Consider the following 13,159-nt stretch of genomic DNA (forward strand, 5'->3'; position numbering starts at 1 on the left):
AAGTCCCGAATAATGCTATAATAAAGGGCTGTTATAAATCAAAGTATTATGATTTAAGTCATAAATATTTAACATAATATTAGTTTAGTTTTGTATTACACCACAAAATTAGTATTATGAAAGAGATTGTATTAACCCTAGTTTTAGGATTAACCGCCTTTGGCTGTAAGAAAGAACCCCAGGTACAGATAAATTCAACGGCAGATACTACAGCTGCTATAGATAATATACGTGCCGGGACAATTCCCGTAACACCTGATACTGCAGATACAGCATCTAAAACCAACAGTATTTCCAAAAAAGATTCAGTTAAGATTACTGAATAAATCGTTTCAATCTACTGGCCGATCGTGGCCTTATGAGAAAATCTCATTTGACGCAACACATGTTATTGCCTGTTTTTAACTGGCCTTTATTCTATTATTAAAAAATAATTACTTTTTCACATTAAAAAAGAAATAAAATAGAGTATATCGTTAATAATTGATAAATATTTTAACTTTATTTAACGTTTTTAAATATTTATAAACATTGATAAGGTTTAATATTTGCATTCTATCTACGGTACTCCCCAATGAATTTTTACTAATAGATGATTGATTAGAAAGATTAACAACACATTAAAAACAACAATTATGGTTATTAAGGAAGAAATTTTGCGTTCAATGGGAGCTAGTATAAAACATTACGGTTCTTCGGAATTTATTTTCAGCGAAGGAGACCAGCCTAACTATTATTATCAGATTATAAAAGGGGAGGTTAAGCTGAACAACTATTATGAAGACGGAAAAGAATTCATTCAGAATATTCTGTCAGACGGGCAAAGCTGTGGAGAATCCATTCTTTTTATAGACAAGCCTTATCCTATGAATGCAGAAACACTTACGGAATGCAGTGTTTTAAGACTCCACAAATCCGCATTCTTCGAATTATTAGAAAAATCACCCCGGCTGTGCATGGAAATCAGCAGTTTCCTTTCTCAGCGGCTGTACTACAAATTTATTATGATGCAGAATATCTCTTCTCAGAATCCTACCACAAGGCTTAAGGCGTTGATGGATTATCTTAAGAGTTTTCAGAGTGACAGCAAGCCTTATTCTTTTATGGTTCCGTTCACAAGGCAGCAGATGGCCAGCCTTACAGGTCTCTGTGTAGAGACTGCGATAAGAACGATCAAGGTAATGGAAAAAGATAAAATCGTAAAGATCCGGGACCGAAAAATCCTATATTAAGCAATACCGAATTTGCGGTTTTATTCCAAAAACACCTATGATGAGAACAATCAGTTGCATGAACATCAGCGAAGAGCTTTTATACTCTTCCGGAGCAGAGACTAAGGTATATAAAACCGGAGAATTGATTTTCAAGGAAGGAGATCAGGCCCTTTATTTTCACCAGATCGTAAGCGGTAAAGTAAAGCTCAATATTTATAATGAGGAAGGGAAGGAGTTTATTCATAACATTCTGGGAGAGAAACAAAGTTTTGGAGATTCTTTAATGTTCCTGGACAAAATGTATCTGATGAATGCCGTAGCTCTGGTACCTACCGAAGTTATAAGGCTGAGTAAAAAAAGCTTTCTGGACTTGTTGAAAAGAATCCCCGATCTTTCGATAGAAATGAATACATGCCTTTCCCAACGGCTTTATTATAAAGCTGTTATGATACAAAATATGGCATCCAATAATCCGGTTTTAAGATTAACCGGATTATTGGATTATCTTAAAAGCTTTCATGACTGTGATAGTGCGCATTCTTTTTCCGTAGAATTAACCAGGCAGCAGATTGCCAACCTGGTAGGTCTCCGGGTGGAAACCGTTATCAGAGCTTTAAAAAAAATGGAACGAAACGGAAAAATCAAACTCGAAAACAGAAAAATTCTTTATTAATTCAGGCAGATATGACTCAGGTCATAAAAAAGTGAATTAATCAATGGTAACTTTGAGATATAATAATTCATGTTCCTTTCGCCTCTAAATGAGGAAGTAAAACAGGCTTAATTAAGCTTATCATTCAAATCCAAATCATTGCCGTCTAATACTAGTCACGGAGGGCAATACATCACTTAATATTAATCACAAAAAATTTAGTTATGAGCACCAGAAATTCAAGAAATCGTAGTTCAAGAGGAAACAGTTCATCCGGAAACCTTGAAGAAGTATACCAATTAGGTTATGACCATGGTTATAACGATGCATCGAGAGATGAAGATTATGATGATGATTTCTCAGAATATGAAGATTATTTTGATGACGACTATGAAAATAGTTATGATGACGATGATTACGAGGATTATGATGATTATGAAGACGACGATGATGACTACGAGGACGATGAAGATTATGATGAAGACTATGACGATGAAGAGGACGACAGAGGCCGTGGAGGAAGAGGAAGAGGAAACCAGGCAAGAGACAGCCAGGGAAGATTTACCTCAAACAGGGGTAGAGGCGGTTCCCGTGGTGGCTCAGGTTCCGGATCCGGTTCCAGGTCAGGCGGCAGAGGCAGGTCATCATCAGGAAATGGGACATCAAGAAGAGGTTTTGCTTCAATGAGTAAAGCAGAACGTACAAGAATTGCCCGTATGGGAGGCCAGGCTTCTCATGGTGGCGGCAGAAGATCTTCAGGTTCAGGAAGAGGATCAAATTCAGGAGGCAGCAGCGGTTCAGGTCGAGGCTCTAATTCAGGAAACGGAACATCAAGAAGAGGTTTTGCTTCAATGAGTAAAGCAGAACGTACAAGAATCGCCCGTATGGGAGGCCAGGCTTCCCATGGTGGCGGCAGATCTTCCGGCAGATCCGGTTTTGGAGGCAGACGTAATTCATAATTCTTTTTCCATGATTACCTCTTTATTAAACGTAAAGGGGTAATCTTTCATAACCAAAACACCAATCATATTATGGCAACTAAAACAACAGAAAATACTACTGCAACAGCGGCTACAGAAAAAAAAACCACTGTAGGAAATGCTAAAGTAAAGGACAATGAAATGAAAAATGCTCCGCTACATAAATTTTTCGTGAGCTCTCTTAAAGATATTTATTATGCTGAAAATGCAATCATTGAAGCTTTGGAAAAAATGCAGGCGGCAGCAACCACCGAAGAGCTTCAGGATGCTTTCGAGGATCATCAGCTTCAGACCAAAAAGCATGTAAGCAGGCTGGAAAAGGTCTTTAGTCTTATCGATGAAAAACCCGAACAAAAAGAATGTGAAGCAATAAAAGGGATCATAAAAGAGGGAGAAGAAATTATTAAATCCACTGAAGAGGGCACCATGACAAGAGATGCCGCTTTGATCATTGCTGCACAAAAAGTGGAACATTACGAAATAGCCACCTATGGAGGCCTTGCCCAGCTCGCCATTACCATGGGACATGATAAAGTGGCGGATCTGCTGGAAAAAACACTTCAGGAAGAGGAAGATACAGATTATAACCTCACTGAAATTGCAGAAACATTCATCAATTTTGATGCAGAGCAAGAAGATTAGTTTTTTTATATAAGCCATGTAGGATCAGCTTATTGTTCTATGTGGCTTATTTTAACCACGAATACTCAATATATGAATTGTCAGAAAATAGTAAAAACACTGAAATCTGATCACTTTACCAAAGTCGTCAACAAAGGTGACTGGTTTGAAGAAGGAGCTACCATTTACGCAAAAGAAATAAAGGACAATATCTTTTTGCTTTTCGTTATTCTAAAGGGCATTGATATAGAAAACATACAGGCGCTGATTGCCCATTTCGATTGCTTCAACAGCATCGGACTAAAAGAGCCGGAACAGATCATGTTCTATCTGTCCATAAAAGACAAAGAGGATCTCCATTATTTTGAAAAATATTTAAAAGTGACTGATAACTAATAACCTTTAACATATGATATTTGAAAATGATACTTTAAGATACTCCGGTTTATATGACAAAAACAATGTAATTGAAAATGAATCCTTATTTCCTGGTGTTATTAATTCTTACGGTGTTACAGCATTTCTCATCAAATCTTTGGAAAAGATTAAAAACAATGCGAAATGTGAGGTCCTGAAAAAAGTAATAGACACCTGCATTCAGGAATATATACTGCATATCAGTGAGTATCATTATGAAAGTTCCGGTCACATGAATGCTGAAATAAAGATTAACAATTCATCTTTTACCCTGTATGCTAAAACCGCTTACTATAAAGTCTTAAAAGAAGAAGAGTATCTTAATAAGTTACTAAGCAGACTGGAAGCCGATACCCATGAATCAGTCACCCTGGATATTGCCGAATAGCTTCAATTTATTTTATACCACCTAACCACAAAATGAACAGATATGAAAGACAGAAAACAGAGTAAAAAGGTAGACCAGCTGGAATCATTCAGCACTTCCAACGAAAATGAGAAACTGACTACCAATCAGGGATTAAAGATCAACAATAACCAGGATTCCCTGAAGGCCGGAGACAGAGGCCCTACTTTATTGGAAGATTTCATTTTCAGGGAAAAAATTACGCATTTTGACCATGAAAGGATTCCCGAAAGAGTTGTTCATGCCCGTGGCTCAGGTGCACATGGTGTTTTTAAGCTTACAAAAAGTCTGGAAAAATATACCAAAGCCCGGTTTTTGACTGAAGTGGGAAAGGAAACCCCGATCTTCATACGGTTTTCAACAGTAGCGGGAAACAGGGGCAGCACAGATCTCGCAAGAGATGTAAGGGGCTTTGCCGTAAAATTCTATACCGATGAGGGTAATTATGACCTGGTAGCCAACAATATGCCGGTATTCTTTATTCAGGATGCCATTAAATTTCCGGATCTCGTTCATGCGTTAAAGCCTGAACCTCACAATGAGATCCCGCAGGCAGCTTCCGCTCATGACACATTCTGGGATTTCATTTCACTGATGCCGGAAAGTATGCACATGATCATGTGGCTGATGAGCGACAGAGCCATCCCGAGAAGCTACAGGATGATGGAAGGCTTCGGTGTCCATTCATTCAGATTCATTAATGAGGAGGGAAAGGCACACTTCGTAAAATTCCACTTTAAACCCAGACTGGGAGTACATTCCGTAGCATGGGATGAGGCCCAGAAGATTTCGGGTGTTGATCCGGATTTTCATAAAAGAGACCTGTGGGAAGCCATTGAAACCGGAAATTTCCCTGAATGGGACTTCGGGGTACAATTAGTTCCGGAAGAAGATGAAGATAAATTTGACTTTGATCTTCTTGATCCCACCAAGATTATCCCTGAAGAAATAGTTCCTGTAGAACTTGTAGGAACCATCACACTGAATAAAAACCCGGAAAATTTCTTCGCAGAAACCGAGCAGATCGCTTTCCATCCGGGACATCTTGTTCCGGGAATCGACTTCAGCAATGATCCCCTGTTGCAGGGAAGATTATTTTCCTACACAGATACCCAGCTGATCCGGCTTGGTTCTCCGAACTTCCACGAAATTCCCATCAACAGATCCGTTAATACGGTTCACAATAACCAGCGTGACGGCTACATGAGACAACAGATCGCAAAAGGGAAAGTGAGCTATGAACCCAATTCTATCGGTGGCGGATGCCCGTTCCAGGCTATGATGTCCGAAGGCGGCTTTACCTCACATCAGGAAAAAGTTTCCGGCACGAAGGTAAGACAACGTAGCAAAAGCTTTGTGGATCATTATTCCCAGGCGAAATTATTTTACAACAGCCAGTCGGCTCCTGAAAAGATCCATCTTCAGAATGCCCTCATCTTTGAATTGTCAAAAGTGACCATTCCCGAGATCCGCGAAAGGCTGGTAAGCCAGCTGGCATTTATTGATAACTTCCTGGCATGGAGAGTAGCCGAAAAGCTGGGAGTAAACGTTAAAGACCTGAATTTTCCTAACCAGAGCATCCCTGCGGATGGCAATGCCCTAGAACTTCAGAGTGAGGAAAGAGATCCTGAAACCATGATCTCAGAAGCCCTGAGTATGAAAAACACGATTAAAAATACTATTAAAAGCCGCAAGATAGGCTTTATCATGGCTAATGGAGCCGATGGCAAGGCGATCAATGATCTAAAGACAAAACTGGAGGCAGAAGGAGCCAAAGTAGAAATTATCGGGCCAAGTGTGGCACCTGTTACTACCAATGACGGAACAACGCTGGTCCCTCTTCATTCGCTTACCAGTACTGCCAGTGTCTGTTTTGACGCTTTATTCATCTGTGCCGGCGCTGATTCTACGAAAGAGCTTCTGATCCCTGAGAACAAGCATCTTGTTTTGCATTTCATCAATGAGGCTTACAAGCATTGTAAGGCTATTTACTTCGGGGCAGAAACGGAGCCTTTTTATATGAACAGTAATGTAGGCACCAAGCAACATGAAGATCCGGCTATTATTACCTGGGAAGATCGCAATCCTGATGATAAATTCATCACCGCGGTCGCCCAGCACAGAGTCTGGGATCTTGAACTGGAAAGAAATTCTCAAACCTAGAGTAAAAACAATCACCACCTTCACACCACACACTTAAAAAATATTACTTATGAAAGCAGCAGTTTTTCACGCTCCGGGAAGTATCACTTGTGATACAGTAGAAGATCCGCAGATTCAAGATCCCAATGATATCATCCTGAAAGTTACCTCTACAGCCATTTGTGGTAGCGATCTGCACATATATTCCGGAGGGATTCCACAACCCCGCCCCATGGTAATGGGACATGAATTTATGGGAATCGTGGAAGAAACCGGCAAAAATATAACGAACCTTAAGGTAGGCGACAGAGTGGTTGTTCCTTTTCCTATCGCCTGCGGCAGCTGTTTCTTCTGCCAGCATGACCTTCCTACAGCCTGTGAACATAGTAATCCTGATCATTATGGCCCGGAAGGCGGCATTTTCACGGAAAAAGGAGGCGCCCTGTTCGGCTATACAGATCTCTACGGTGGATACAATGGCGGGCAGGCGCAATATGTAAGGGTACCTTACGCCCATTTCGGTCCCAGAAAGGTGTCTGAAAATCTTACTGACGAGCAGGTTCTGTTCCTTACAGATATTTTTCCTACAGGCTATACCGGCGTAATGTGGGGAGATCTGAAGGGAGATGAGACCGTTGTCATTTTCGGGGCGGGGCCGGTTGGCTTTATGTCTGCCAAAAGTGCTGTTTTATTCAACCCTAAAAAAATTATAGTGGTGGATACATTACAGTACAGGCTTGACCGTATCAGACAACTCATAGGATGTGAGACCATACTGTGGGAAGATGCGGAAAGCACCGTGGAACAGATAAGAGATATGACGGACGGAAGAGGAGCGGATCTCTGCATAGATGCCGTAGGCTTTGAGCCTGAAAGAAACCTCCTGGACAGAGCCAAGGCTGTTCTGAATTTTGAAAAAGGCTCTGTGAAAGTGCTGGAAGCCTGCATGAGCGCTGTCAGACGCGGCGGGATCGTATCTGTTCTGGGAGTATATCCCGTAAACTATGACAACTTTAAACTGGGACAGATCTTTGATAAAGGTATCACCATAAAGGCAGGACAATGTAATGTACAGGCGCTTATAGATCCGCTGATGGATCATGTAGAATCCGGCAGGGTTATACTTGATGATGTCATTACTCACCGTCTTTCCCTTGAAGATGTGGCCACAGGCTATAAGATTTTTGACAGGAAAGAAGACGGATGTGTAAAGGTAGTCCTTGACCCTTGGAAACTTTCAGAGTTTTAATCATTCTAAACCTATCACTTAAAATATAATAATGCTATGGAATTTCAAAAAAACCTTCTGGAATACATTAGCCAATCATTAATGACAACAGACGAAACCATCTCAGTGGCAGAAAGCGTTACGTCCGGCTGTCTGCAATTGGCTTTTTCACAGATGCCGAATGCGTCTTTGTTTTATAAAGGAGGCATGACAGCGTATACCTTACCTGAAAAAGTAAAGTTGCTGCATGTGGATAAAGCAGAGGCAGAAGAATGCGATTGCGTTTCAGAAAACATTGCGGAAACAATGGCCTTGAATGTTGCAAAGCTGTTTGAATCTGACTGGTCTATTTCCACCACAGGTTATTGCACGCCGATAAGAAATTCCGCATTTAAAATTTTTGCCTATTTCTCTTTCGCGTATAAAGGTGAAATTATCCTTACCAAAAAACTGGAACTGCATCCTAAAACCCAGGCTTTAAATGCCCAGCTGTATTACACGGAGTTTATTCTGGGATGCTTTAAAAGTGAAATCAATAAACTATTAATCTTAAAATAATTATTATGGGACGCAAGAACCAATATGCTTTAGTTACCGGCGCTACCAGCGGAATAGGCTATGAGCTCGCAAAACTGCTGGCCAAGAACGGCTATGACCTTGTAATGGTGGCCCGGAACCATGAGGAATTAAATAGCAAAGCTGAAGAATTTAAAACCTTCGGTGTCAATGTAATCACCATTTCCAAAAACCTGTTCATCCAGGATGAAGTCTATTCGCTTTATTCAGAACTTAAATTGAACGGGATCAGCCCTGAAATACTGGTAAACGATGCAGGGCAGGGTGTCTATGGAAAATTCCAGGATACTGATATCCACAGAGAAGTAGATATTGTTAATTTAAATATTGTTTCTGTCATTATTTTAACCAAACTGTTTCTAAAAGACCGTTTACCACAGGGATCAGGAAAAATATTAAACCTGGCTTCTATAGCCAGCAAGGCTCCGGGTCCCTGGCATTCGGTTTATCATGGAACAAAAGCTTTTATCCTCTCATGGTCTGAAGCTATCCGTGAAGAGCTGAAAGATACCGGAATTACTGTAACCGCCCTTCTACCGGGCCCTACAGATACCGATTTCTTCAATAAAGCGGATATGAATGAAAGCAAAATTGTGGAGGATAAAGACAGTCTGGCCTCACCGGAGGAAGTGGCGTTAGACGGATACAATGCTTTAATGAACGGTGATGACAAGGTAATTTCAGGATTGAAGAACAAAATGACCGTAGCCATGGCTAACATGGCAACAGACAGTATGGCAGCCCACAGAATGGCTGAAATGCAAAAACCGGTAACCGAAAAATAGTTTTAATATGGGGAATTTAAAGTTAGAAAATAAATCAGTTCTTATAACAGGTGCAGACAGCGGAATAGGTAAAGCAGTAGCTTTACTTTTTGCGCGGGAAGGAGCCGATATCGCTATTATTTATTATGAAGACCAAGAAGATGCGAGACAGGTAAAAAAGGAGATCGAAAGCCTGGGCAGGAAATGCTCCATATTTCAGGGAGATATCAATGACTACGAATTCTGTGAGGAAACAGCAAAAAAAGTGGTCTCCGAATTTGGCGGGATTGATATCCTGATCAATAATGCAGGCACACAATTCCCATCAGACGATATCCAAACCCTGGAGGAGCAGAACGTAAGGAAAACTTTTGACTCCAATATTGTAGGAATGATCTTATTGACAAAAGTAGTCTTTCCATATCTGAAAGAAGGAAGCTGCATCGTTAATACCACTTCGGCTGTAGCCTATCAGGGACATCCCGAGCTGCTGGATTATTCCGCCACAAAAGGAGCCATCGTATCATTTACACGCTCTCTGGCATTACAGGCCAAATCCAAGAACATCCGTGTCAATGCCGTAGCGCCGGGTCCGGTAGCAACTCCGCTTACCAAAGAAACTTTCGGAGATGAGGAGGAAGACCCGAACAAGCCGCCTTTTGAAAGGAATGCTACTCCGGAAGAAGTGGCAACCAGTTTTCTGTTTTTAGCGTCAGAAGATGCTGTGCAGATTACAGGCCAGGTTCTTCATCCCAACGGAGGCTTAATTGTCAACGGATAACCTGATTTCAGACACATTTTAAAATTAAATATCATGAAAAGAACAACATTGATTTTAGGGATTTTAGGATTTATGGCTTTTGCCTCATGCGCCGAATGCGAAATAGAGGAAGATGATCAGCCTTCAAAAACGGAAAAATATGCTGATACAGCCTCCGGCAGGCCGGCAAATGATACCTTAAGGGTCGATAAATAATGATTTCAGAATAATTAAAAAATAAAAGTCATGTACAGAGACGGGGTAAGAAAAAGTATATGGCAGGAAGAAATTAAAAAGTTCCCCATGGAAAATAACCTCCAGCAGCTATTCGATGTGGCAATAGTTGGTGGAGGGATTACAGGGGTTTCCACTGCCTTAAAACTACAGGAATCAGGAAAAAAATGTATTATCCTTGAAGCTTCCAATATAGGCTTCGGAACTACCGGCGGAACCACCGCACATTTAAATGATTTTTTTGACACCACTTTTTCACAGGCCATCAGTGATTTCGGTCTCGATCAGGCGAAATTGTTCGCCGGTGTCGGAAAAGAAGCTATAGCCATCATAGAAGATCATATCCGGAGGCACCATATCGATTGTGATTTTGTAAGGAAAACCGCCTATCTTTTTGCATTGGATGAAAAGCAGGAAAAACAGCTGGAAGATATTGTGGAAGGCGCATCAAAAGTGGGACACCCGATGCCTTATACGGAACAGGTCCCGTTTCCGATCCCTTTCAGGCGGGCAGTCATAATCCCGGATCAGGGCCAATTTCATCCCATAAAATACATCAAAGCCTTATGTGAAGCCTTTTTACTGGCAGGAGGATTGATACAGGAAGACTGTTTTTGTGAAAGCCATGAAGAACAGGATGATGTAGTAATCCTGGAAACTTCAAAAGGAAGTATAAAGGCAAGAAATGTAGTCTATGCTACCCATATTCCCCCGGGAATCAACATTCTTCACCTGACCAATGCCCCTTACCGGAGCTATGCCATAGCCTTCAGCCTGAAAAACAATCAATATCCGCCCGAGCTGGGATACGACCTTTCCGAGCCTTACCATTATTACCGCTTCCAGGAGATCAATGGTGAGACCCTGTTGATTGCAGGTGGAGAGGATCATAAGACAGGCCATGAACAGGATACAGGGGAATGCTTTTCGAGACTGGAGAATTATGTACGTGAATATTTTGACGTGGAGACGGCTTATTACAGCTGGTCCAGCCAGTATTATGAATCTGTTGACGGATTCCCGTACATCGGGAAGTTGCCGGGCAGCAACGGCCGGATCTATACTGCCACGGGTTTCAGGGGGAACGGAATGATCTTCGGAACCATCAGTTCGCAGATCCTGCATGACCTGATCGTAACCGGAAGCAGCAAGTATGAGCAGCTATTCAGTCCCTCAAGGATAAAGCCTCTTGCAGGATTTACGGATTTTGTGAAAGAAAATGCAGCAGTGGCTTTTGATTTGGTAAAAGACAAAATCTTTATGAAAAAAATAAACTCTCTGGCTGAAGTAGGAGAGGGAGAGGCCAAAGTGATCAAATATGAAGGAGAATCCTATGCCTTATACAAAGAGTCCGGCGGCAGACTGCACCTGGTGAGAAGTACCTGTCCGCATGCTTCCTGTGAAGTACGCTGGAACAGTGCGGAAATCTCATGGGACTGTCCTTGCCATGGCTCACGGTTCAATGTCAACGGAAAGGTCCTTACAGGCCCTACTGTAAAAGGTTTACAGAGGCTGGAACCGGATGAATAGTATTAACCTTTAAATTTATCCAAGATGAAGCACAGTTTTTTTTATCGTAACGGGCTAAGTATTATCTTGCTTATTTTAATGATCTCCTGCCTTCTGGGACAGTTTTTCACAGGCTGGACAACAGAAAATAAAGAACTGGCCGAGCAGGGAGAAGCCACATTAAGCCTTGGAGAGTACATCTATAGCGGTCATTTTATCCAGGCCACTTTTGAAAACTGGGAAAGTGAATTTCTGCAGATGATGCTCTATGTACTGCTCACCGTATCGTTAAGGCAGAAAGGTTCCAGCGAATCAAAGTCCCTGGAAGGAGAAGAGGAGGTGGATAAAGAGCCTCAGCCCCATCCAAAAGCTCCATGGCCGGTAAAAAAAGGAGGAATATGGCTTACCCTTTACAAGCATTCACTATCCATAGCCTTTGCAATACTTTTTATCCTGAGTTTTGTCCTGCATTTTTACGGAAGCCTTAAAGACTATAATACGGAACAGATTTCAAAAAATAAGCCTACGGCGACTGCTATGGAATACCTCTCAGAATCACGATTCTGGTTTGAGTCTTTCCAGAACTGGCAAAGCGAGTTTCTGGCTGTTGCCTCTATCGTTATCCTGTCAATCTGGCTCAGGGAAAAAGGCTCCCCTGAATCTAAGCCGGTGGATATGGCCCATGATGAAAACCCCTAATGAATGTAAGCATGCAGAGATTTCACCTGATCCCGTTGTTACAAGCCGTTTATTTCCTCATTACAGCAGTGTGGCCCCTTGTCCACATAAAAAGCTTTCTATATGTTACCGGGCCCAAAACGGATATCTGGCTTGTACAGACGGTTGCAGTACTGCTTTTACCCTATAGCCTGCTGTTTTTTTATCTGGCTTTTGCTAAAAAGATACTGAATATTCATGCTTTGGTGGGAGGCATCAGCGCATTGGGGCTGGGGGTGATAGAGCTTTATTATTACCTTCAGGGAACCCTGAAATGGGTTTATTTCGTAGATGCCATTATTGAGATCTGCTTTTTCATCTACTGGTTATGCTATATAATTTATCACCAGCAACAAAAAGGTAAAGCCTATAATTAAAAAAAGCAGTGAAATTTTTCACTGCTTTCTGCTACTGCTAAATTCATTTAAATCGTTGCATTACCTTCCACTCCATCAGAGTTTTTATTCTTAATACCGGTAATAGCCGAAGCTACAAAGCTTATCAGGCTCACCAGTTTACCTGCTTTGGTATCCCAATAGTAGGATTCTTTGGGTTCTACACGGATGATTGTTACGTTTGGATCTTTCTTGCCGTCAAACCATGCTTTAGCCATAGGTGACCATTTTTCCTCAATTGTAGCCCTATCCTTATAAACAGATGCTTCCCCGTATACCGACAGATATTGGGAATCCTCATTGTTCATGAAAAACAGCTGAACCCTTCTGTCTTCCCTTATTTCAAAGTTTTTATTACTAGTTTCACCGCTGATAAACCATAGATTGCCATGATCATCCGTTTCCTGCAGAGTCATTGGCCGGGAATTAACGGGAACTTTTTCCAGTTCTGTACAAAACATGCAGATTTTTGCCTTTTCCGATAATTCCTTGATTTTTTTGACAGCCTCGAGATGCTTAAGATTTTCTGTAGAAATAATATAAT

Annotated in this window: 17 protein-coding genes; 16 read left to right on the forward strand and 1 reads right to left on the reverse strand. The window is 41.3% G+C overall.

What is annotated here, in order from left to right; genetic code table 11:
* Positions 1-116: 116 nt before the first annotated feature.
* The 16 genes from ABMQ40_RS08140 (at position 117) to ABMQ40_RS08215 (ending at position 12,597) form a co-directional block, all read left to right on the forward strand.
* Positions 117-326 (forward strand): hypothetical protein, encoded by a 210-nt coding sequence (locus ABMQ40_RS08140; protein ID WP_370898393.1) that lies wholly within the window; start codon positions 117-119, stop codon positions 324-326.
* Positions 327-635: 309 nt separating this feature from the next.
* Positions 636-1,232 (forward strand): Crp/Fnr family transcriptional regulator, encoded by a 597-nt coding sequence (locus ABMQ40_RS08145; RefSeq protein WP_370898395.1) that lies wholly within the window; start codon positions 636-638, stop codon positions 1,230-1,232.
* Between the two features lie 40 nt (positions 1,233-1,272).
* A complete protein-coding gene (locus tag ABMQ40_RS08150; RefSeq protein ID WP_370898397.1) occupies positions 1,273-1,887 on the forward strand; it encodes a Crp/Fnr family transcriptional regulator in 615 nt (204 codons plus the stop codon).
* Between the two features lie 203 nt (positions 1,888-2,090).
* Positions 2,091-2,825, forward strand: coding sequence for a KGG domain-containing protein (locus ABMQ40_RS08155; RefSeq protein WP_370898399.1), 735 nt, complete (start codon positions 2,091-2,093; stop codon positions 2,823-2,825).
* Positions 2,826-2,897: 72 nt separating this feature from the next.
* A complete protein-coding gene (locus tag ABMQ40_RS08160; RefSeq protein WP_370898401.1) occupies positions 2,898-3,488 on the forward strand; it encodes a YciE/YciF ferroxidase family protein in 591 nt (196 codons plus the stop codon).
* Between the two features lie 72 nt (positions 3,489-3,560).
* On the forward strand, positions 3,561-3,863 hold the full coding sequence (locus tag ABMQ40_RS08165; protein ID WP_370898402.1) for a hypothetical protein: 303 nt from the start codon (positions 3,561-3,563) through the stop codon (positions 3,861-3,863).
* Between the two features lie 13 nt (positions 3,864-3,876).
* Positions 3,877-4,272, forward strand: a complete 396-nt coding sequence (locus tag ABMQ40_RS08170) for a hypothetical protein (RefSeq protein ID WP_370898404.1) — start codon at positions 3,877-3,879, stop codon at positions 4,270-4,272.
* A gap of 42 nt (positions 4,273-4,314) precedes the next feature.
* Positions 4,315-6,453 carry a catalase gene (locus tag ABMQ40_RS08175; RefSeq protein WP_370898406.1) on the forward strand — a complete coding sequence of 713 codons (2,139 nt, stop codon included), beginning with the start codon at positions 4,315-4,317 and terminating at the stop codon, positions 6,451-6,453.
* Between the two features lie 49 nt (positions 6,454-6,502).
* Complete coding sequence (locus tag ABMQ40_RS08180) at positions 6,503-7,681, forward strand: zinc-dependent alcohol dehydrogenase (protein ID WP_370898408.1); 1,179 nt, start codon at positions 6,503-6,505, stop codon at positions 7,679-7,681.
* Between the two features lie 36 nt (positions 7,682-7,717).
* Positions 7,718-8,218, forward strand: a complete 501-nt coding sequence (locus ABMQ40_RS08185; RefSeq protein WP_370898410.1) for a CinA family protein — start codon at positions 7,718-7,720, stop codon at positions 8,216-8,218.
* Positions 8,219-8,223: 5 nt separating this feature from the next.
* Positions 8,224-9,021, forward strand: coding sequence for an SDR family NAD(P)-dependent oxidoreductase (locus ABMQ40_RS08190; RefSeq protein ID WP_370898412.1), 798 nt, complete (start codon positions 8,224-8,226; stop codon positions 9,019-9,021).
* Positions 9,022-9,028: 7 nt separating this feature from the next.
* Positions 9,029-9,781 carry an SDR family oxidoreductase gene (locus ABMQ40_RS08195; RefSeq protein WP_370898414.1) on the forward strand — a complete coding sequence of 251 codons (753 nt, stop codon included), beginning with the start codon at positions 9,029-9,031 and terminating at the stop codon, positions 9,779-9,781.
* A 33-nt stretch (positions 9,782-9,814) separates the two neighbouring features.
* Positions 9,815-9,976, forward strand: a complete 162-nt coding sequence (locus tag ABMQ40_RS08200) for a hypothetical protein (RefSeq protein WP_370898416.1) — start codon at positions 9,815-9,817, stop codon at positions 9,974-9,976.
* A gap of 30 nt (positions 9,977-10,006) precedes the next feature.
* Positions 10,007-11,524, forward strand: coding sequence for an FAD-dependent oxidoreductase (locus ABMQ40_RS08205; RefSeq protein WP_370898418.1), 1,518 nt, complete (start codon positions 10,007-10,009; stop codon positions 11,522-11,524).
* 24 nt (positions 11,525-11,548) lie between these two features.
* Positions 11,549-12,202, forward strand: coding sequence for a DUF6766 family protein (locus ABMQ40_RS08210; RefSeq protein WP_370898420.1), 654 nt, complete (start codon positions 11,549-11,551; stop codon positions 12,200-12,202).
* Positions 12,203-12,213: 11 nt separating this feature from the next.
* On the forward strand, positions 12,214-12,597 hold the full coding sequence (locus ABMQ40_RS08215; protein ID WP_370898422.1) for a hypothetical protein: 384 nt from the start codon (positions 12,214-12,216) through the stop codon (positions 12,595-12,597).
* Between the two features lie 47 nt (positions 12,598-12,644).
* Here ABMQ40_RS08215 and ABMQ40_RS08220 read toward each other — a convergent pair whose 3' ends face one another.
* A complete protein-coding gene (locus ABMQ40_RS08220; RefSeq protein ID WP_370898505.1) occupies positions 12,645-13,154 on the reverse strand; it encodes a pyridoxamine 5'-phosphate oxidase family protein in 510 nt (169 codons plus the stop codon).
* Positions 13,155-13,159: the final 5 nt, after the last annotated feature.

This window comes from Chryseobacterium gossypii (genome assembly GCF_041361455.1).
GTDB lineage: Bacteria > Bacteroidota > Bacteroidia > Flavobacteriales > Weeksellaceae > Chryseobacterium > Chryseobacterium gossypii.